A 19,950-nucleotide genomic window follows, 5' to 3' on the forward strand; every position below is an offset into this window, starting at 1 on the left:
GGCGTCTATCAGGGCCGGGGGCGCCCCCTCCGGAGGGGGCGCATACACCGTAAGGTGACACGTCCGGCCGGGCCGCACCGGGCGCCGGGGGGACATCGATCACATCGATCAGGGGGAGGGGCATCGGATGCTTCAGACCGAGGCACCGGGCACCGGGACGGCCCCGCGGATCCGGCTGCGATGGTGGACCGAGCTGCCACTGATCGTGCTGGTGTACGGGTGCTACTCGGCGGGGCGGCTCCTCGCCCGCGGCGACGTCTCCTCCGCCGTCGGTCACGGCCTGGCGATCCTGCGCGCCGAGAAACTGCTGCACCTCAACGCCGAGCACCCGCTCAACCGCCTGTTCACGCACGAGGCGTGGCTCGGCGTCCCGGCCGACTTCTGGTACGCGTCCCTGCACTACCTGGTCACGCCCGCGATCCTGGTGTGGCTGTTCAGGACGCGCACCGGGCTGTACCGCGCGGCCCGCACCTGGCTGATGACGTCCACCTTCATCGGGCTGATCGGCTTCACCCTGGTGCCGACCTGCCCGCCCCGCCTGCTCTCGCCGGGCCACGGCTTCGTGGACACGATGGCCCAGTACAGCTCGTACGGCTGGTGGGGCGGCCAGGCCAGCGCCCCGCGGGGCCTGGGCGGTATGACGAACCAGTACGCGGCCATGCCGAGCCTGCACGTGGGCTGGGCGCTGTGGTGCGGGGTGATGCTGTGGCGCCACGGCGGCACGCGGACGGCGAAGGCGGCGGGCGTCGGCTATCCGCTGCTGACCGCGCTCGTGGTGATGGGCACCGCGAACCACTACTCCCTGGACGCGGTCGCGGGCGTGGCCGTGATGGGCGCCGGGCTGCTGCTGACGCCGTACGTGCTGCGCGCCGCGGACCGGGTCCGCGCGGCCGTGCCCGCGGCCCGGGTCACGGCCGTCGCGGGCGCCGCTCCCGTCGCGGGTTCCTCGATTGTCAGTGGCGGATGCCAGACTTCCCCGGGTGAGCGAATTCCACGGCAGCGCGAGTCGCGGTTCGGACCCGGAGCCGAGCCGGGTGCCTCCCCCACGGACGCGGGGGACGGCGCTCCGGCACCGGCTCGCTGAACTGCGCGGCCCCGGCGTACCGGCCAGGGCGCTGGACGCCCGCGCCCTCGCGGCGCTCGCCGCGAACCCGGGCTGCAGACGGCGCGCGATCCTGGACGGCGCGGGAGTGGACAAGGCGGCGCTGGCCGGCGCGCTCGGCACGCCTTCCGGCTTCGGGCAGTCCCAGTTCGCCTTCATGCGGGGCAACGCGTTCGAGGCGCGGGTCAAGGCGGACGGCGGCGCGGAGCTGCTGCGACTGGTGCACCGGACGCTGGACCCGGGCGCCGAACCGCCGGGGCAGGCCCAGGTGCCCGACCTGACGGCCGCCGGTCCCGAGGGACGCGCGGCGCGTACGGCACTGGCACTGCGCGAGGCGACCGGTGCGGACACGAACTCGGGCACGGGCACGGGCGCGTGGACGCTGCTCGACCATCCGATGCTCGCGCTGGACGTGGCGGGCTCCCCCGCCTTCCTGGAGCCGGACGCGGTGGTGGTGCACCCGGACGGCGGCTGGACGGTCGTCGAGATCAAGTCGTTCCCGATGCTGGACGGTTCAGCGGACCCGGCGAAGGTGGGCGCGGCCGCCCGGCAGTCGGCGGTGTACGTGCTGGCGCTGGAGGACGTCGCCGCCCGGCTGGACCCTGCCCCGTCCGTGCGGCACCAGGTGCTGCTCGTGTGCCCCAAGGACTTCTCCAACCTGCCCACCGCCTCCCCCGTGGACGTCCGCAAGCAGCGCGCGGTGACGGCCCGCCAACTGGCGCGGCTGACGCGCGTCGAGGACATCGCCGACGCGCTCCCCGAAGGGGTCTGCTTCTCCCCCGAGTTGCCGCCGGACGAGCTGACGGCGGCGGTCGAGGCGGTCCCGGCGGCGTACGCACCCGAGTGCCTGGCCGCCTGCGAGCTGGCCTTCCACTGCCGCGCACGGTCTCGCGCGGCCGGCGCGGTGACCTCCCTGGGCCGCTCGGTCCGCGCCGAACTGGGCGGACTGACCACGGTCGAGGACGTCCTGGCGGCGGCCCACGGCGAGGCGGGCGACCCGGACGACCCGGCGGTCGCCGCGCTGCGGCGGGCGGCCGCCCTGCGCGCGGAGGCGCTCGCGGACGCCGGACACCGCCCGCCGGGCACCGCGGGGGACGATCCGTCCCGCGCCGACGGCCGGGAGGTGGCCCCGTGTCGCTGATCGCCACCCTCGGCCGGCTGGAGGCCGTGCGGTCCGGGCGCGCCCAGCCCGCCGCGACGGTCCGGCACCGGCATCTGTCCGCGCACCCGCTGGTGTTCGTGCCGCTGACCACCGCCGGTGAGGCGGGCGCCCCGCTCGGCGCGCTGGTCGGCACGGACCGGGCCGCGCCGCGGCTGCTGGCCGTGCCGCAGCCGCGCGACCGCGACCTGAGGTTCGCGTTCCTCGCCGAACTGGCCGACGTGGTCCTGCCGTACATCGACGCGTACGCCGGGACGGTCGAGGCCGCCGAGCGCAGCGAGACCGACCCGGAGACCGGCAAGCGGGTCAAGGTCGAGGTCGAACTGTGCGCAGACGCCCCCCAGTTGATCGTGCCGAGTCGCGCGGGCGTCGACTTCGTACGGCTGCTCGGGCGTTCCATGCGCTTCCGGCGCACCGCCGAGCAGGAGCCGGAGGCGCCGCATCCGGCGCCGCCCCGGGTGCCGCTGCTCGGGCGGTGGCTGACCCACTTCGGCGAGCGGGCCCGGGTGCCCGGCTCCTCGCTGCTGCTGGCGCTGAGCGACGTCCTGGCCGGGCACTGGATCACCGGCCAGTCCAGTCTGGAGGACCAGCACCTCGGGGCCCTGCTGGCCTGGATCGCCCCGCCGGAGGGCGTCTCGGGGGCGGAGGCCGCGCTGCGGGCGGAGCTCGCCCGGGACGCGACCGGGCAGTTGCTGTGCCCGCCCGCGGGCCCGGCCACCGACCCGGCGTTCGACAACAAGCTGCTCGCCCCCGCCATCGAGCGCTACGACCGTGCCCGCACCGCCCTGGCCGCCGCCGAGGACGGTCTGGAGGCGGACGACCGGCTCGGCGCCCTGACCGCGGCCGAGCACGAGATCCGCGCCCTCGTCGAGAGCCGTACGCGCCCGGCCTGGGACGCGGTGTGGGAGGGGCTCGACCTGCTGCGGGCGCTGCCCGAGGGGGCGCATGTCGAGGAGCGGTGGACGCGCGACCGCTGGTCGTTCACCGGGCACCGCGACCGCGTCCTCGCCGGGGAGCCCCCACAGCCGCGCCACGACGACGCCGTCACCGCGGCGAACAAGCTCGCCACCCGCGAGCGCGAGCAGGCGCGCCTGGAGGCACAGGAGGCGCTGGACGATCCGCTGGTGATGGCCGGGCGCCGGCTGGCCGGGGAGGCGTTCGCGGGCGAGGTCACGGACGTCGTCATGGCGTACGGCGAGGGCAGGCGCCCAAGTCCGCGGCCCCTGGTCACCGTGCGCACGGAGGACCGGCCGCACCTGGGCGAGCGGGCCAGGGTGTACCGCTCGCTGGGCGGCAAGCCGCAGTCGGCCGAGTTCGTCGGGTACGCGGACGACGGTGCGGACGGCACGGAGGTCACGGAGGGGGCCGCGGGGGCGGACGGCACCGGCGGCGCCCTGGTCGTCCTCCGCGTCCTCGACAAGATGGGCCGCGGCAAGGAGCCCGCGGCCGGGTCCGTGCCGGAGAAGGGCGACCGCCTCTGCTTCACGCTCTTCGAGCACGAGCAGCGAGGCGGCGCGAAGCTGCCCGACCCGGAGCAGACCCCGTGGACCCACGGCGGCCCGCCGGGCGAGGCCTCCGCGCCCGAAGCCGCCGACCCGGTGACCGAGGAGGACGCCCTGTGACCACCCACGCCCCGGAGACCGCCTTCGACCCCGGCGCGGCGGCCGCCCGTGCCACCGGGGCGATCCTCCAGGACACCCTGCACGGCGCGCACCGCGGCGTCGTCGTGGACTCCCCGCCCGGCGCCGGCAAGTCCACCCTCGTGGTGCGCGCGGCGCTGGAACTGGCCGCCGCCGGGCGCCCGCTGATGGTGGTCGCGCAGACCAACGCCCAGGTGGACGACCTGGTCCTGCGGCTGGCGGAGAAGAACCCCGAGCTGCCGGTCGGACGGCTGCACAGCAGCGACACCGACGCCTACGACAAGGCGCTGGACGCCCTGCCGAACGTACGGAAGTCGGCCAAGGCCGCCGACCTCGCCGGTCTGGACGTGGTGCTGTCGACCGCCGCGAAGTGGGCACACGTGAAGACCGACGAGCCGTGGCGGCACGCGATCGTGGACGAGGCCTACCAGATGCGCTCGGACGCGCTGCTCGCCGTGGCGGGGCTGTTCGAGCGGGCCCTCTTCGTGGGCGACCCCGGGCAGCTGGATCCGTTCTCGATCGTCGGCAGCGAGCAGTGGGCGGGGCTGTCGTACGACCCCTCGGCATCCGCCGTGACGACACTGCTCGCGCACAACCCCGAGCTGCCGCAGCACCGGCTGCCGGTGTCCTGGCGGCTGCCGGCCTCTGCGGCGCCGCTGGTCTCGGCCGCGTTCTACCCGTACACGCCGTTCCGCAGCGGCACCGGCCACGGCGACCGGCGGCTGGCCTTCGCGGTGCCGTCGGACGGCTCCGGCCCCGACCGCGTGATCGACGAGGCGGCCGCCTCCGGCTGGGGCCTGCTGGAGCTTCCCGCGCGGCACACCCCGCGCACCGACCCGGAGGCGGTGCGGGCGGTGGCCGCGGTCGTACGGCGGCTGCTGGACCGGGGCGGCGCGACCGCCTCGGAGCGGTCGCCGGACCCCGCCCCGCTGACCGCCGACCGGATCGCCGTCGGCACCGCGCACCGCGACCAGGCGGCGGCCGTACGGGCGGCCCTGGCAGAGCTGGGCGTCTCGGACGTCACCGTGGACACGGCGAACCGGCTGCAGGGCCGGGAATTCGACGTCACGGTGGTCCTGCACCCGCTCTCCGGCCGCCCCGACGCCACCGCCTTCCACCTGGAGACCGGCCGCCTGTGCGTGCTCGCGTCCCGGCACCGGCACGCCTGCGTCGTGGTGTGCCGGGCGGGGGTGAGCGAACTGCTGGACGAGCATCCCTCGACCGAGCCGGTGCAGCTGGGGGTGACGGTGAAGTTCCCCGACGGCTGGGAGGCCAACCACGCGGTACTGGCCCACCTGCGGGAACATCGCGCGGCCTGGACGCCTTGAGACCGCGGGGCGCGTCCGGCCACGACGTGCCGCTGCCCGGTGCACGTGCCGGTGGCAGGGGCCCCCTTGCGCGGCCGCGCGACAATGGACGGTGGCCCTTCCACAAGGCGGCGCCACCCGAACCGTACGAGGAGGAGAAGACATGGCGGAGCCCACGCCGCGTCGCAACGAGCCGCGGCTACGCCCCGCGCCCCTGATCTTCGAGCCCGCCGAGGCGGCCGCCGACCCCGAGCACTTCTTCGACCTGGAGTCGATCGAGGACCCCCGGGAACTGCTCGCGCGGGCGACGGAACTGACGCTCGCGTTCCGGGCGGCGACCGACCGCGCGGTGGAGTTCCAGGCGATCGCGGCGGCGCAGCTCGCCGACCCGCGCCGGTTCGACCGGCTCACCCCGGCGGGCATCGCCGAGCGGGCGGAGTGGACCGAGGACTACGCCAAGAAGATGGTGGACTTCGGCCGCGACCTGTTGCGGGGAGCCGAGGGCGGCGGACACGCCAGCCCCGCCGACCCCGTGTGACCCGGGACGCCCCGCGCCTTGGCGGGACGGCTTCGCCCGGCGCCCGCGGCCGACTGACCCAGCGCGTCGCCCGCGCGTCCCGCCCCCGCATCGCGCTCTGGCATATGCCGGGCGCGGACGATACCCCTCGCCGGCCCTCCCTGTCCCGGATTCCCGCAACCCTGGGGAACCGCACCGTCACGGCCGGTAGATGTATCCGGCATGAGCCGTATCGGGAACGAGCCGTTCTTCGACCAGTGCGACGACCGCCGCCACGGGGCCACGGGTGTCACCGCGGACGGTGCCGCCTGGCTGGCCTCGGCAGGAACGTATCCCCGCAGCACGCTCGCCTTCTGGCGGGAGCGGCCGGACGCCCCGGTCGTGCTGCCCTGCGGCATCGCCTTCGACGTGGTCAACGCACCGGTGATCTTCGGGCGCCGGATGCTGGACCGGCTGTGGGACGAGGGCCCGGGGTCGGGCCCGGTGGCCGTCCATCGGGGGCGGATGCTGCTGTTCGCCGCGCCGGGCACCGCCCAACGGCTGCCCTCGCTGCTGGAGTGGGAGGAGTGGGGGGCCTCCGGGGGGAGGGAGGGCGGCCGCACCGAAGACGTGCCACCGCTGCTGTGCCACGGCACCGGCGACGCGGTGACCATCCCGGCACCGGCACCGGCACCGGCCGCGGCCCCGGCCGGCGGCACCCCCGCCCTCCACTCCGCGGCCGACGGCACCCCGGCCGCGCGGGCCACGGACGAGGCGGGCCCCGCCGGCGACGCCCCGGCGGGCCGCCCGGCCTCGCGCTGGCTCGTCGCCCCGGACACCCGTCATCCCTGGCTGCCGGGCCCGGAAATCCTGCTCTGGGCGGCGGTGCGGGCGGCCCGCGCCGCTGTACGCATATCGATTTTTCCTCCCGCCGATCAGGATGCTAAGGTCTACGACGTCAGCAGGCGCCGCTAGCTCAGTTGGTTAGAGCAGCTGACTCTTAATCAGCGGGTCCGGGGTTCGAGTCCCTGGCGGCGCACGACGACGATGGCGAGGCATGTTCGCGACAACGCGGACGAGTCTCGCCATCGCTGTTTTGTACGGCCGTCGGCCCCGCACGGTTTCGCCACCCGCAGCTGCACCCGTGCCCGGTATCACCCCGGGGTGATCTTGACGGTGTACGAACCGGAGGCCGTGCGGGACTCCACCTCGACACGGGCACCGTCCCCCGGCACGGTGAACGTCTCCCCCTCCGCGACCGGCGCGTCCGCGAGGGGCGGGTAGACCGAGTACTCCCAGCAGGCCTCGGAGTGGGGATGGGCGTCGACCACCTGGACCGGGCCGCCGCCCGACTCCGCCCCGCTGCTCACCCGGTACACCAGCACGCCCTGCCGGCAGCCGCCCGCGTCGTTCCCGAGGGAGGCCCGCGCCTCGAAGGCCAGCACGCTGTCGCTGCCCGTGCGCACCACCGCCAGCTTCGTGCCGTTCCCCGTCCCGAACCCCGGCCTCCCGGCCGCGCCCGCCCCCGCCGCCCCCCTGGCCGCCGCTCCCGCCGCGGCCGTCACCGCCGGGCCCCCGTCCCGTGGTCCCACCTCCACCGGCTCCAGGGTCAGCCGGGTCGGCCCGGTCCCGCGCACGCACACCACCTGGTGGGCGTCCAGCCAGCCGAGCTTCCACTTGTGCCAGGCGAACAGGTCGGGCGACTCGGCGAACTGGCTGCCCATCAGGTCCCAGTCCCCGACATAGGTGTCCCAGTCGCCCTTGCCGTCCGCCGGCCGGTGATACAGATCCGGAAGATCGAACACATGGCCGGTCTCGTGCGCGAGCACCAGCCGGTCCGGCGGATGCCTCTCGAACACCGTCACCACCCGGCGGATGTCCACTCCGTCGGCGCGCAGCGGGGTGTCCAGATTGACGACCTTGGTCGCGTCCGAGTCAACGCCGGGCGCATCCGGGTCGGCGACGAAGTAGACGACGTCGTAGCGGGAGAAGTCGACCTCCGGGTCGGCCGCGGCCAGCGCGTCACTCAGGTAGGCGGACCGGTCCGCGGCCTGCCAGTCCCGGTGCATCGCGTACGCGGTGGACGGCCGCGGCATCCGGAGCCAGTGCCGCAGCGGGTGCGGGCGCAGCGTGAACTTCCCGTACGACGCCTGTTCGAAGAAGCGGCTGGTGGCGGGGAAGTGGTCGGCGGCCAACTCGGCCGGGGTGGTCAGCGGGGTCGAGTCCGGGAACGACAGGAACACCATCACGGCGTTCAACTGCCGGGCGGGCCGGGTGTAGGCGGCGTTCCAGGTGTCCAGCCCCTCCGAGTGGTGCGCGTCGGTCCGCTGCAGGGCGCAGGGGGTGGCCGAGAACGGCTCGGCGACCGAGGGCCCGGTCAGGATCGAGGTCGCGGCGACCGCCGACAGGGTGGTGAACACGGCCGCTGTACTGCGCAGTCGGGGCCGCACCCCGGCACGTCCGAGCACCTTGAGGGCCTCACGGTGGAGTGCCTCCAACGGGAGCTGACGCGGCACAGGGACCTCCGGGTGCGTTGCGCGGGGACACCGCACCCAGATTGTGCGAGTTTGTAGCTGTATGCCTTGTTCGCCTACACCGGAAGAGTGAAAGGCCCGGATCCATCGGGCCCGAGAAACGGCGGGGTTCCGGGGATACGACACCCCCGAGCCACTCACGGAACGTCACAAGTGATCGGCCATCCGAAGAACCCGGCCAGGTGCGGGCAGAAACGATCTGCCAGAGGGTCGGGGTGTGACCGGAGACCGGCAAGTGGCTGGAAGGGGCCGTGCGACAGCATCTATGATCGGCACACTTTGGTGGCACTTTCCTGCGCGGACACGGACCGAGCGGCCGATCGTCACCCGGTCGGCCAACCCGACGAGACCGATACGAAGACCGAGTGCACTGCGGGAGCGAGCAGTGAGCGGAACGTCCGAAGGGCCCACGCCCGCGGCAGGCCTCACCCGGCCGAGCATCACCGAGAGTGATATCGCGAAGTCGCCGGGTGCCGGGCCGGTCGCGCCCGTCTCCGGTGGGCGGCTCACGGATGCCGCCGCCCCCACGCCTGCGCTCACCGACCTGGCCGAGGCCGCCGCGGCCGCCGTCTTCACCGACTTGGCCCAACCCTCGCCCGCTTTCACCGAACTGGCGCGGTCCGCCCCGGCCGACCCCCCCGTCCTCGCCGAGCCGTTGCCCGGCCTGACCGACCTGGCACCGCCCGCGCCGGCCGAACCGGCCGAACCGGCCGAACCGGCCGCCCCCACCCGTTCGGCCGTATCGGCCGGTTCGGCCGAGCCGTCTTCCGCGCCCTTCCGCCCCGCCTTCCGTCTCGCGCCCGTCCCCCTGGCCGTCCTCGACCGCGACGGCCTGGTCGTCGTCGCGAACGACGCCCTGGGGTCCCTGCTCGGCGTCACTGCCGACACGCTCGCCGGGCAGGTCGCCACCGATCTGGTGGACCTGGCCTCCGACGCCCGTACCTGGCACGCCTACCGCGAGGTGCTCCGCGGCCGCCAGGCCCGGCTGCGCTGCACACGCCGCCTCAAGCATCCCGACGGCCACTCCCTGTGGGTCCAGGTCACGGCCGCGCCCCTGGCGCCGGAGTCCGAGGGGGTGCTGCTGTCCCTCACCGACATCACCGCCCGCCGCGAACTCCAGGCCCGGCTGCGGCACCTGCAGATGCACGACCCGGTGACCCGGCTGCCCAACCGCACACTGTTCTTCGAACGCCTGTCCGCCGCCCTGGAGGCGGAGTCGTACGAGCAGAGCACGTCCGGGCGGATCGGCCTGTGCTACCTCGACCTCGACGGGTTCAAGGCCATCAACGACACCCTCGGCCACCGGGTCGGCGACCGGCTGCTCGCCGCCGTCGCCGAGCGGCTGACACGCTGCGCGGACGAGGCGGGGTACGGCCGGCCGAGCCCTCCCCTCGTGGCCAGGCTCGGCGGCGACGAGTTCGCTCTGCTCGTCGAGGAGTCGACCGGCACCGAGCAGCTGGCCGGGCTGGCCGAGTCGGCGCTGAAGGCGCTCCAGGCGCCGTTCGAGATCTCGGGTCGGCGGCTGTCGGTGTCGGCGTCCATCGGCGTGGTCGAGCGGCAGGCGGCCGGGACGACGGCGACCGCGCTGATGCAGGCGGCCGACACGACCCTGTACTGGGCCAAGGCGGACGGCAAGGCCCGCTGGACCCTGTTCGACCCCGAGCGCAACGCGCACCGGATGACCCGCCAGGCCCTCGCCTCGACGCTCCGCCAGGCCATCGAGCGCGGTGAGTTCACCCTGGAGTACCAGCCGCTGGTCGGCATGGAGGACGGACGGCTGCGCGGGGTCGAGGCCCTCGTCCGGTGGAACCACCCGGAGTTCGGCATGTTGACGCCGAATCGGTTCATCGGACTGGCGGAGGAGGAGGGCGCGATCGTGCCGCTCGGCCGGTGGATCCTGGCCACCGCCTGCCGCCAGGCCCGCCGCTGGCACCTGGAGCACCCGGACGAGCCGCCGATCTTCGTCAGCGTCAACGTGGCGGTCCGCCAGGTCTGGGACTCCGACCTGATCGCCGACGTGGCGGCGATCCTGGCGGAGACCGGGCTGGAGCCCCGGCTGCTGCAACTGGAGCTGACCGAGTCGGCCGTGATGGGCTCGGCCGGCCGCCCGATCCAGGTTCTGCAGGCGCTCAGCGACATGGGCGTGGGCATCGCCATCGACGACTTCGGCACGGGCTACTCGAACCTCGCCTACCTCAGCCGGCTCCCGGTGTCGGGGCTGAAGCTGGACGGGGCCTTCGTACGGGGCTTCGAGCACCCGGAGCGGGACGCGGCGGCGCGTCCGAGCCCCGCCGACGAGGTGATCGTCGAGGCGATGATCCAACTCGCCCACCGGCTGGGACTGACCGTGACCGCGGAGTGCGTGGAGACGTCCGACCAGGCCAGCCGGCTGCGCCGCATCGGCTGCGACACCGGGCAGGGCTGGCTGTACTCCCGCCCGGTGCCGGCGGATCGCATCTCCGACCTGCTGGACGGACGCGCCTGCCGCAGACCGTGAGCCACCGGCCGCCGCACGGCCGCCCGGGCCTTCGGACGCCAGGCCGGGAGCTCCGTCAGATCATCCGGCTGTCAGGTCGTCAGGCCGTGAGCTCCGTCAGTCCGTCCGGCCGTGAACTCCGTCGGACCGTCAGACCGCGAGCTCCGTTCAGGCGGCCCCGGGTCCGCCCGGCAGGCCGTAGGCGTCCGCGATGAGTTCGTAGGAGCGCAGGCGTATGTCGCCGCTGTGCGCGTTGCTCGTGATCATCAGCTCGTCGGCGCCGGTGCGCTTCTGGAGGTCGTCCAGGCCGGCCCGGACCTCGTCGGGGGTGCCGTGGACGACGTTGGCGTTCCAGGAGGTGACGAACTCCCGCTCCATCGGGCTGAAGTCGTACGCCTCCGCCTCCTCCGGGGTGGGCACGAGGCCGGGACGGCCGGAGCGCAGCCGGACCATGTTGAGCGCGGCGGCGAGCACCTGCCGGCGGGCCTCCCGCTCCTCGTCGGTGGCGAGCGCGGCGACACCGATGAGGGCGTAGGGGGCGTCGAGGATCTCGCTCGGCCGGAAGGACTCGCGGTAGAGGTCGAGGGCCGGGACGGTGTTCTGCGCGGAGAAGTGGTGCGCGAAGGCGAAGGGCAGGCCGAGCACGCCGGCCAGTCGGGCGCTGAAGCCGGAGGAGCCGAGCAGCCAGATCGGCGGGCGGTGCGGCGACTGGACCCCGCCCGGGGAGGTCGCCTGGACCGGGCCGGGAACGGCGTGGATACGGCCGTAGGGGTGTCCGTCCGGGAAGTCGTCGTCCAGGAAGCGGGTGAGCTCGGCGAGCTGCTGGGGGAAGTGGTCGGCGCCCTCGTTCAGACGTTCGGTGCGGCGCAGGGCCGCGGCGGTGGCGCCGTCGGTGCCGGGCGCGCGGCCGAGGCCGAGGTCGACGCGGCCGGGGGCCATGGCCTCCAGGGTGCCGAACTGCTCCGCGATGACCAGCGGGGCGTGGTTGGGCAGCATGACGCCGCCGGAGCCCAGGCGAATGCGCTCGGTGTGCGCGGCGAGGTGGCCGAGGATCACGGCCGGGGAGGAGGAGGCGACGCCCGGCATGGAGTGGTGCTCGGCGACCCAGTAACGGTGGTAGCCGCGGGACTCCGCGAGGCGGGAGATCGCGACGCTGGTGCGCAGCGCGTCGGAGGCGGTGCGGCCCGCACCCACGGTGACCAGGTCCAGTACGGAGAGGGGTACGGGTGCGGTGCCGTGGGCCTCGCCGCGGATCTCGTCTGCCGACACGGGGGTGCCTCCTGTTTCGTGGCCGTGCGCTGTCTCGCCCGGCGTCAACAGGAGACGACCCCCGGATGTTCCCCGTGCCGGGCTCCGCCCCGGTCGGGGACCTGTCCGCTCCCGGGCCCCGTCCCCACACTCGGGCCTGCCCGTTCCCGGGCCCCGTCCCGGCACTCGGACCGGCCCCACCCTGGCGGTCAGACCTGCACGACCCCGCGGTCAGACCTGCACGACCCCGCGGTCAGACCTGCACGATCGGCTCGCGGGTGAAGAGGGCGCCGAGGGTCGGGGCGTTCACCCGGCGGTCGGTCAGGCGCAGCGCCTCCCAGACGGTGACCTGGCTGGCCGTGAGGACCGGCTTGCCGAGATCCTTCTCCAGGGCGGGGATGTGCGAGGCGGTGTGCAGGGCGGAGTCGGGCAGCAGGACCGCCTCGGCGTCCGGGGTGTCCGCCTCCCGCGCCAGCGCCAGGATCTCGGACTCGCCCCAGGTCGCCGCCTCGGCCGCCGCGACGGGGCCGACGCTGTGCGCCGCGACCACCTCCACGTCCGCGGCGCGCAGGAAGTCCGTGAAGAGGCCGGTGACCTCGGCCGGGTAGGTCGCGGCCACCGCGACCCGCCGTACGCCGATCTCGCGTACCGCGTGGACGAAGGCGAAGGAGGTGCAGGAGGCCGGCATCCCGGCCGCGTGGGCCAGCGTGCGGACCTGCTGGTGCGCGCCCTCCCAGCCGTCGGCGAAGCTGCCGCTCGCGGACGCCCAGACCACCGCCTCAGCGCCGGACAGCCGCAGCCCCTCGACGCCCTGGGCCAGCCGATCGGCCGCCCCGGGCTCGCGCGGCACGACCGGCCGGTGCGCGCCCTCGCCCGCTTCGGTGTGGACCACGTCCACCCGGATGTCGCTGCCCAGGAGCTGCTCGATGCGCGGATAGTCGTCCTCGGCGAAGTGGCCCGGATAGAGGAATCCGAGTGCGGTCATGTCCAGCCTTCCTGCTGTCGGTCCGGCGGTACGGGCCGGGCGGCGGCCTTCCGCCGTCCGTCCGGCCCGCGGGCCGGGCGCGGACCCGCCGTGCGTGGCGGCGCCCGTAGCGGCCCCATCGCTCGGGTACCCCGTGGGCACGGCGGCGCGCATCGCATGACCGGGTTGGCCGAAGGCAGCCCGGTCGCGGCGTGGCACCCACACCCGGCCTCCGTACGGCACCGCACCCCGGCCGTCCGGGCGGAGGCCGTGTTGACGGCGCCGGGCCGGGGTGCGAGCGTGGTCGATCCGTGCACGTCAGACGGTTGCCCCCTGGAGAAACGGCTCGCCATGACCGTCCCCGTCCTGCTCGTCCTCGACGCCGACCCACCGCCCCGGCTGGGCCGCCTGACCGGCCGGGCCCGGGTGGTGCACACGGACGAGGCCCGTCTCGCCGCACGGCTGCCGGAGGCCGACGTGCTGCTGGTGTGGGACTTCACCTCGACGGCGGTGCGCCGGGCCTGGCCGGGCGGCGGCCCCCGGCCGCGCTGGGTGCACACGGCGAGCGCGGGCGTGGACCATCTGATGTGCGCCGAACTCGCCGCCGGCGAAACGGTGGTGACGAACGCGCGCGGTGTCTTCGAACAACCGGTCGCCGAGTACGTCGCGGCCCTCGTGCTGGCCATGGCCAAGGATCTGCCGCGGACCCTCGATCTCCAGCGCGAGCGGACGTGGCGGCACCGTGAGACGCAGCGGGTGGCGGGCACCCGAGCGTGCGTCGTCGGCTCGGGGCCGATCGGCCGGGCGATCGCCCGCACGCTCCGGGCGCTCGACGTGACGACCGCGATCGTCGGCCGGGTGCCGCGCACCGGCATCCACGGCCCCGACGACCTGGACCGGCTGATCGCCCGCGCGGACTGGGTCGTCGCGGCCGCGCCCCTGACCGAGCGGACCCGGGGCATGTTCGACGCCCGCCGGTTCGGGGTGATGCAGCCCTCGGCCTGCTTCGTCAACGTCGGCCGGGGACGGCTCGTCGTGGAGGAGGCGCTGGCGGAGGCTCTCGCCAAGCGCTGGATCGCGGGCGCCGCCCTGGACGTGTTCCAGGACGAACCGCTCGGCCCCGACAGCCCTTTGTGGGAGGCGCCGGGGCTGATCGTGTCCCCGCACATGAGTGGGGACACCGTGGGATGGCGGGACGAACTGGGGGCACAGTTCGTCGAGTTGTACGAGCGCTGGCAGGCGGGCAGGCCACTGCCGAACGTGGTCGACAAGCGGCTCGGCTACGTCCCCGGGCACTGACCGCGCCCAACCGCCGTCCGTCACGCCCCTGCTGACACGGCACCGGATCGCCACAGGGCGGGCACCGCATGGGCACCGCACCCCCACGGCGTGCGGCGGCATGACTCGTATCGCCTTGGGTAGCCGCGCGCCCATGGCTCCACCACTTCCAGGCCGTAAAGACAGACAGATACCAGGGCCCAGCCGCCGGTCGCTGCTCGCGGGGGTCGCGGCGCTCGGCGCGCTGGGCGCCGCCGGATGCAGCCGGGTGGCCACGGCGTCCACCGCGAAGGGCGGTGACCTGCTCGACAGACTCAGAGCGCAGAGGGTCGTACGTCTCGGCATCGCCGGCGAGATCCCCTTCGGATACATCGACCGCGACGGCCGGCTCACCGGTGAGGCACCGGAGTTGGCGCGCGTCGTGTTCAAGCGGCTGGGCGTGGACCATGTCCAGCCCGTGCCGACCGAGTTCGGCTCGCTCATCCCGGGCCTGAACTCCCAGCAGTTCGACGTCGTGGCCGCCGGGATGTACGTCACTCCGGAGCGCTGCAAGCAGGTGATCTTCGCCGATCCCGACTACCAGATGCTCGACGCGTTCATCGTGCGCAAGGGCAACCCCAAGGGGCTGCACAGCTACCGGGACGTCGTCGCGAAGAAGGCGAAGTTCGCGACCGGCACCGGATACGCGGAGATCCAGTACGCGGTGGAGGCCGGGTACAAGGAGAGCGACATCCTCATCGTGCCCGACCAGGTGGCCGGCCTGAACGCGGTCGAGGCCGGCCGCGTCGACGTGTTCGCCGGTACGGCGCTGACCGTCCGCGAGGTGGTCAAGAAGTCGGCCAAGGCCGAGGCGACCAAACAGTTCGCGCCGCTGGTCGGCGGCAAACCGCACGTCGACGGCGGCGCCTTCGCCTTCCGGCCGACCGAGACGGCGCTGCGGGACGCCTTCAACGTGGAGCTGCGCAAGATGAAGCGGAACGGCGAGCTGTTCCGGATCCTGCGGCCCTTCGGGTTCACCCAGGCCGAGATGACGGACCTGACCATGAAGGAGCTGTGCGGCGGATGACCACAGGGCTCTGGGAACTCGTCCTCAAGGGTGCGTGGACCACCCTCCAACTCCTCGTCCTCAGCGCGCTGCTGGCCGCCGCCGTCTCCTTCCTGGTCGGCATGGCCCGCACCCACCGGCGCCGGCTCGTGCGCTTCCTCGCGGGTTTCTACACCGAGGTGTTCCGCGGTACGTCGGCCCTCGTGATGATCTTCTGGGTCTTCTTCGTGCTGCCGCTCGCCTTCGGCTGGCAGCTGGTGCCGCTGTGGGCGGGCACCCTGGCACTGGGGCTGACCTACGGGGCGTACGGCTCGGAGATCGTGCGTGGCGCGCTGAAGTCCGTCGACCCGGCGCAGCGGGAGGGCGGTGTCGCGCTCAGCTTCACCCCCTGGCAGCGGATGCGGCTGATCCTGCTGCCGCAGGCGGTGCCGGAGATGATCCCGTCCTTCTCCAACCTGCTGGTCGAACTGCTCAAGGGCACCTCGCTGGTGTCCGTCATGGGCATGGGCGACCTGGCGTTCAGCGGCAACCTGGTGCGGCTGGCGCTCCAGGAGAGCGCGCAGATCTACACGTACGTGCTGCTGATCTACTTCGTGATCGCGTTCCTGCTGACCCGGCTGATGCGCGGGCTGGAGAAGCGGCTCAAGGCCGGGGTCGGAAAGGGCGCACCGACCGCCGCGGCCCCGCGGGAGACCAAGCGCGCCGAGACGACCGGCGTGGGCGCCGCGGGCGGTGGTGTGGCATGAAGTGGGACTGGAACGCCGTGCACGACTTCCTCCCGCACTTCTGGGACGGACTGCTCGTCACCCTCCAGGCGCTGGCGCTCGGCTCGCTGATCTCCTTCGCGCTGGGGCTGGTGTGGACGCTGCTGATGCGGACGCCGACCCGGTGGGTGCGCTGGCCGGTGGGGGCGGTGACGGAGTTCGTCCGTGACACGCCGCTGCTGGTGCAGCTGTTCTTCCTCTTCTACGTGCTGCCCGAGTGGGGACTGACCTTCTCGGCCCTGACCACCGGCGTGTTCGCTATCGGGCTGCACTACTCGACGTACACGATGCAGGTCTACCGGGCCGGCATCGAGGCGGTTCCGGCCGGCCAGTGGGAGGCGGCCACGGCGCTGAACCTGCCGCGGCGCCGGACCTGGACGGCGGTGATCCTTCCGCAGGCGATCCGCCGGGTGGTCCCGGCCCTCGGCAACTACGTCATCGCCATGCTCAAGGACACGCCGATGCTGATGGTGATCACCGTGCTGGAGATGCTGGGGCGGGCGCGCCTCTTCTCGCAGCAGCACTTCCAGTTCACCGAGCCCCTGACCGTGATCGGGGTGGCCTTCATCCTCGTGTCCTACCTGGCCTCCCTCCTCCTGCGAACACTGGAGCGACGTCTTGTCCGTTGACGCCACGAAGAACACCGAACACCCCGGAACCGACCCGCGCACCGGTGAACTGGTCCGGCTGGAGAACGTCACCAAGCGGTTCGGCGACCACACCGTCCTCGACGGTCTCGACTTCTCCGTCGACGCCGGCAAGCACGTCACCCTCATCGGCCCCTCCGGCTCGGGCAAGACCACGATCCTGCGGATGCTGATGACCCTGACCCGGCCCGACGAGGGCACGATCACGGTCGACGGGGAGCGGCTCTTTCCGGCCACCGGGAAGCAGGTCCGCGAGATCCGCAAGAAGATCGGCATGGTCTTCCAGCAGTTCAACCTGTTCCCGAACATGACGGTGCTCAGGAACATCACCGAGGCGCCCGTCACCGTGCTCGGGCTGTCCCGGGACGAGGCCGAGGCGCGCGCCCGCGAGCTGCTGGAGATGGTGGACCTCTCCGACAAGTGCGACGCCCGGCCCTCCCAGCTCTCCGGCGGCCAGCAGCAGCGGGTGGCGATCGCCCGTGCGCTGGCGATGCGGCCGCAGGTGCTGCTGCTGGACGAGGTGACCTCGGCGCTGGACCCGGAGCTGGTCGCGGGTGTCCTGGACGTGCTCAGGAACATCGCCCGCACCACCGACATCACGATGCTCTGCGTGACCCACGAGATGGGTTTCGCCCGGGACATCTCCGACCAGGTCCTGATGTTCGACGCGGGCCGGGTGGTGGAGTCGGGGCCGCCGGAGAAGATCTTCGGGGATCCGGAGCAGGAGCGGACCCGGGAATTCCTCAGCGCCGTGATCTGACGATCCGAAGACGGGACGTGCGAGACCGACCCATCACCCGAGGTCGGCACATCGGGTCATGACCATGGCATGTGCCAGTGTGCCGACCGCTACAGTTGAAAGTGGCACGATCCCCCCAACCCCCGCTCCCCGCAGGGCGTTTGCCCGTTATCGTGGAAGCGATCGCTGACCGGATCACGGCACAGTAAGCGAGCGCAGGGGGAAACCGTGGCGCTGATGCACGAGCCGACCGCACCGTACCAATCGGCCCAGGACGCCCTGCGCGTCCTGGAGACCGTGACACAGCACGCCGCCGGAGTGACCGGCGGAGAACTCTCCCGCGCCACCCGCCTCGGCCCCGAGCGGCTCACCGCCCTGCTGCGGATGCTGCGCCGCGAGGGGTACGTGGAACAGGGTGGCGACGGGACGTACGTCACCGGGGACGCACTGGCCCGCCTGGGCTCGGCGCGCGGCCGCGACCAGGCCCTGCGCGACAAGATCCAGCAGAACCTCGACCGGCTGCGCGACACGGTGGGCGCGGCCGTCTACATCAGCCGGTACATCGACGGCGAGGTCAAGGTCACCCAGTACGCCGACGGGCCGACCACCCCGGCGGTCAACGAGTGGGTCGACTTCCGCTACTCGGCGCACGCGACCGCGGTCGGCAAGAGCCTGCTGACCCAGCTCGACCACAACGCCCGGCGCGACCACCTCGCCCGGCACAAGCCGGCCCGGCTGACGTCGCGGACCATCACCAGCGACAGGGTGCTGCTCTCCCGGCTGGCGGCGCAGCCGCCCACCGTGCCGGTCCTCGACCTCCAGGAGTACGCGATCGGCACGGTCTGCGCGGCCGTCCCGATCACCGCCGGCTCCGCGGTGGGCTGCCTGGCGCTGTCGCTTCCCGTCGAGCACGCGCACCGGCTGCGCCGGGCCGCGGACCAGCTGAACCGGAGCGCGGCGCCGATGCTGCTGTCCCTGGCGATCTAGGGCCTCCCTCTCTCGGATCCCGCCGGGGGGCCGGACCGGTCCCGGCCCCCCGGAAATTGGTCAGGAGCACCCCCGGGGACCAGGTAGTATTTTCTACGTCGCCGGCCGCGGGAAGCGGACGGCGGGAGTCATGCGCCGCTAGCTCAGTTGGTTAGAGCAGCTGACTCTTAATCAGCGGGTCCGGGGTTCGAGTCCCTGGCGGCGCACCGATGAAGGGCCCCTCGTGCACACGAGGGGCCCTTCTGCGTCGGCCGTGTCAGAAGCCGCCGGCGCCCGTCACGCCGAAGGTGTCGGCGTACGTGACCATGAAGCCGACGCAGAAGCCGACGACCGCGCCGAGGAAGGCGAGGATGCCGAGGGTGGCCGCCGCGTTCTTCCCCCGGCTCGGCCGCCGGGCCGTGGCGGCGATCTCGCGGCCCTGCGTGTAGTGGACGGTGACGACATCCCCCTCGAGGACGGTCGCGGGGCCGCCCTCCTCCTCGAACCGGACCAGGCGGCCGTCCCGCGCGGTGAACTCGTAGACGTGGTGGAGCTCGGTCCGGACGGAGGTGTCGTGTGCTCCGCCGTGCGTCGTCGTGAACATCCGCAGACAGCGGCCCTCGGCGGTGAGCCCGCTGTTCCAGGCCCGCCGCAGCTGTATCGCGCGGCGCACCACGCGGTAGGCCAGGAGCAGGGCCACACCCATGATCAGGACGGGTACGGCATACATCAGCGCGTTCATGGAGATCCCCCGTGGTCGGTCCGCCTCCCCCGTTCGGTCGGCGTGCCAGGAACCTACCCGGACGGGCCGGTTTGGTGGCTCAAGGGAGGCTCAGAGATCGGGGCGGCGCGTGCGCCGGTACGGCCGGTACCGGCGCACGCGCGGCCTGCCCGCGGGGGGGGTCAGAAGGTGACGTCGGAGCAGGCGTAGAACGCGTTGCCCGTGTCGGCGATCGTCCAGACCGCGAGGATGACGTGGTGGCCGCTGAGCCCGGACGGCAGGGTGCCGCTGTGGCTGAGGGTCGAGGGCGGGCGCTGACCGCCGTAGGGCACCGTGAGGAACGGTGTGGTGGTGAGATCGGCGCGGGTCAGGGCGTGGTCCTGGTTCCAGCCCTGGCGGGTGACGTAGTACCTGAAGTCGGTGGTGGCGTGCATGGCCGTGAACTGCCAGCGGAAGGTGTAGCTCTGCCCGCCGGTGACCCGGGTGGTGGGCCAGGCGCCGCCCGACGGGGTCCGCGGGCCGTCGAGCTGGGCGAACCGGGTGTTGTTGCCGGAACAGAGCCGGCCGTCGGCGGGGCCGGACGCCGGGAAGCCCTTGGGCCCCTCGACGCTCTGCGGCTCCCACTGGATGTCGCCGCAGTTCGGCACGGTGCCGTTCGCGCAGAGCTTCTGCCGGCTGACGGGGAGATCGGTGTAGCCGTGGCTGCTGGCGCCGCCGGTGGAGAGCACGAGGGCTCCGGCGGTCGTGAGGCCCAGCACGGCGGCGTACAACGTGGCCTGAGTGCGCATGCTGCCGCTCCTGGAGAACGTGGGGGAGGTTCAGTGAGCCGTGCAGGTCTAGACCAAGTCTCAGATTATGGCCGGT

The 19,950-nt window shown here is 73.4% G+C and carries 18 protein-coding genes and 2 tRNA genes; 15 read left to right on the forward strand and 5 right to left on the reverse strand.

The features are described from left to right. Positions 1 to 127 precede the first annotated feature (127 nt). The 7 genes from ACF1A5_RS24380 to ACF1A5_RS24410 all read left to right on the forward strand — a co-directional run bounded on the left by ACF1A5_RS24380 (position 128) and on the right by ACF1A5_RS24410 (position 6,743). Positions 128 to 1,084 (forward strand): phosphatase PAP2 family protein, encoded by a 957-nt coding sequence (locus tag ACF1A5_RS24380; RefSeq protein WP_392194987.1) that lies wholly within the window; start codon positions 128 to 130, stop codon positions 1,082 to 1,084. After that, positions 1,035 to 2,243 carry a hypothetical protein gene (locus tag ACF1A5_RS24385; RefSeq protein ID WP_392195068.1) on the forward strand — a complete coding sequence of 403 codons (1,209 nt, stop codon included), beginning with the start codon at positions 1,035 to 1,037 and terminating at the stop codon, positions 2,241 to 2,243. The genes ACF1A5_RS24380 and ACF1A5_RS24385 overlap by 50 nt, the downstream gene beginning before the upstream one ends. Further along, positions 2,234 to 3,883, forward strand: a complete 1,650-nt coding sequence (locus tag ACF1A5_RS24390) for a hypothetical protein (protein ID WP_392194988.1) — start codon at positions 2,234 to 2,236, stop codon at positions 3,881 to 3,883. The genes ACF1A5_RS24385 and ACF1A5_RS24390 overlap by 10 nt, the downstream gene beginning before the upstream one ends. Beyond that, positions 3,880 to 5,229 carry an AAA domain-containing protein gene (locus ACF1A5_RS24395; RefSeq protein ID WP_392194989.1) on the forward strand — a complete coding sequence of 450 codons (1,350 nt, stop codon included), beginning with the start codon at positions 3,880 to 3,882 and terminating at the stop codon, positions 5,227 to 5,229. Before ACF1A5_RS24390 ends, ACF1A5_RS24395 begins: the two co-directional genes overlap by 4 nt. A 142-nt stretch (positions 5,230 to 5,371) precedes the next feature. Beyond that, positions 5,372 to 5,746: a hypothetical protein gene (locus tag ACF1A5_RS24400; RefSeq protein WP_392194990.1), complete on the forward strand. Its 375-nt coding sequence runs from the start codon at positions 5,372 to 5,374 to the stop codon at positions 5,744 to 5,746. 201 nt (positions 5,747 to 5,947) lie between these two features. Beyond that, entirely contained in the window at positions 5,948 to 6,679 is a 732-nt protein-coding gene (locus ACF1A5_RS24405) for a bifunctional DNA primase/polymerase (RefSeq protein ID WP_392194991.1), read from the forward strand. Next, positions 6,670 to 6,743 (forward strand) — tRNA-Lys (locus ACF1A5_RS24410). Before ACF1A5_RS24405 ends, ACF1A5_RS24410 begins: the two co-directional genes overlap by 10 nt. Before the next feature lie 115 nt (positions 6,744 to 6,858). Here the strand turns inward: ACF1A5_RS24410 and ACF1A5_RS24415 are convergent. Further along, positions 6,859 to 8,220, reverse strand: coding sequence for a M6 family metalloprotease domain-containing protein (locus tag ACF1A5_RS24415; protein WP_392194992.1), 1,362 nt, complete (start codon positions 8,218 to 8,220; stop codon positions 6,859 to 6,861). A gap of 403 nt (positions 8,221 to 8,623) precedes the next feature. Here ACF1A5_RS24415 and ACF1A5_RS24420 point away from each other — a divergent pair, with 403 nt between their 5' ends. After that, a complete protein-coding gene (locus ACF1A5_RS24420) occupies positions 8,624 to 10,735 on the forward strand; it encodes a putative bifunctional diguanylate cyclase/phosphodiesterase (protein WP_392194993.1) in 2,112 nt (703 codons plus the stop codon). 147 nt (positions 10,736 to 10,882) lie between these two features. Here ACF1A5_RS24420 and ACF1A5_RS24425 read toward each other — a convergent pair whose 3' ends face one another. Both ACF1A5_RS24425 and ACF1A5_RS24430 read right to left on the reverse strand, forming a co-directional pair. Continuing rightward, the gene (locus tag ACF1A5_RS24425; protein ID WP_392194994.1) at positions 10,883 to 11,983 is read right to left on the reverse strand and encodes an LLM class flavin-dependent oxidoreductase; all 1,101 of its coding nucleotides are present in this window, start codon (positions 11,981 to 11,983) and stop codon (positions 10,883 to 10,885) included. 232 nt (positions 11,984 to 12,215) lie between these two features. After that, complete coding sequence (locus ACF1A5_RS24430) at positions 12,216 to 12,947, reverse strand: decarboxylase (protein WP_392194995.1); 732 nt, start codon at positions 12,945 to 12,947, stop codon at positions 12,216 to 12,218. Between the two features lie 330 nt (positions 12,948 to 13,277). Here ACF1A5_RS24430 and ACF1A5_RS24435 point away from each other — a divergent pair, with 330 nt between their 5' ends. From ACF1A5_RS24435 to ACF1A5_RS24465, 7 genes are all read left to right on the forward strand, one after another. Next, positions 13,278 to 14,225, forward strand: a complete 948-nt coding sequence (locus ACF1A5_RS24435; protein WP_392194996.1) for a D-2-hydroxyacid dehydrogenase — start codon at positions 13,278 to 13,280, stop codon at positions 14,223 to 14,225. A 133-nt stretch (positions 14,226 to 14,358) separates the two neighbouring features. Then, positions 14,359 to 15,270 (forward strand): ectoine/hydroxyectoine ABC transporter substrate-binding protein EhuB, encoded by a 912-nt coding sequence (gene ehuB, locus ACF1A5_RS24440; protein ID WP_392194997.1) that lies wholly within the window; start codon positions 14,359 to 14,361, stop codon positions 15,268 to 15,270. Beyond that, positions 15,267 to 15,995, forward strand: a complete 729-nt coding sequence (gene ehuC / locus ACF1A5_RS24445; RefSeq protein WP_392194998.1) for an ectoine/hydroxyectoine ABC transporter permease subunit EhuC — start codon at positions 15,267 to 15,269, stop codon at positions 15,993 to 15,995. The genes ehuB and ehuC overlap by 4 nt, the downstream gene beginning before the upstream one ends. Continuing rightward, on the forward strand, positions 15,992 to 16,642 hold the full coding sequence (ehuD, locus tag ACF1A5_RS24450) for an ectoine/hydroxyectoine ABC transporter permease subunit EhuD (protein ID WP_392194999.1): 651 nt from the start codon (positions 15,992 to 15,994) through the stop codon (positions 16,640 to 16,642). The genes ehuC and ehuD overlap by 4 nt, the downstream gene beginning before the upstream one ends. Continuing rightward, positions 16,632 to 17,420: an ectoine/hydroxyectoine ABC transporter ATP-binding protein EhuA gene (gene ehuA, locus ACF1A5_RS24455; RefSeq protein WP_392195000.1), complete on the forward strand. Its 789-nt coding sequence runs from the start codon at positions 16,632 to 16,634 to the stop codon at positions 17,418 to 17,420. Before ehuD ends, ehuA begins: the two co-directional genes overlap by 11 nt. Before the next feature lie 207 nt (positions 17,421 to 17,627). Next, on the forward strand, positions 17,628 to 18,386 hold the full coding sequence (locus ACF1A5_RS24460) for an IclR family transcriptional regulator (protein WP_392195001.1): 759 nt from the start codon (positions 17,628 to 17,630) through the stop codon (positions 18,384 to 18,386). Between the two features lie 132 nt (positions 18,387 to 18,518). Then, positions 18,519 to 18,592: transfer RNA gene (locus ACF1A5_RS24465), tRNA-Lys, on the forward strand. Between the two features lie 50 nt (positions 18,593 to 18,642). On the opposite strand, the gene ACF1A5_RS24470 is transcribed toward ACF1A5_RS24465, so the two are convergent. Together ACF1A5_RS24470 and ACF1A5_RS24475 are read right to left on the reverse strand one after the other, a co-directional pair. Continuing rightward, the gene (locus ACF1A5_RS24470) at positions 18,643 to 19,107 is read right to left on the reverse strand and encodes a hypothetical protein (protein ID WP_392195002.1); all 465 of its coding nucleotides are present in this window, start codon (positions 19,105 to 19,107) and stop codon (positions 18,643 to 18,645) included. A 161-nt stretch (positions 19,108 to 19,268) separates the two neighbouring features. Continuing rightward, positions 19,269 to 19,874, reverse strand: coding sequence for a lytic polysaccharide monooxygenase (locus tag ACF1A5_RS24475; RefSeq protein ID WP_392195003.1), 606 nt, complete (start codon positions 19,872 to 19,874; stop codon positions 19,269 to 19,271). Positions 19,875 to 19,950 lie beyond the last annotated feature (76 nt).

The sequence above is a fragment of the Streptomyces sp. NPDC014864 genome (assembly GCF_043081525.1).
Taxonomy (GTDB): Bacteria; Actinomycetota; Actinomycetes; order Streptomycetales; family Streptomycetaceae; genus Streptomyces.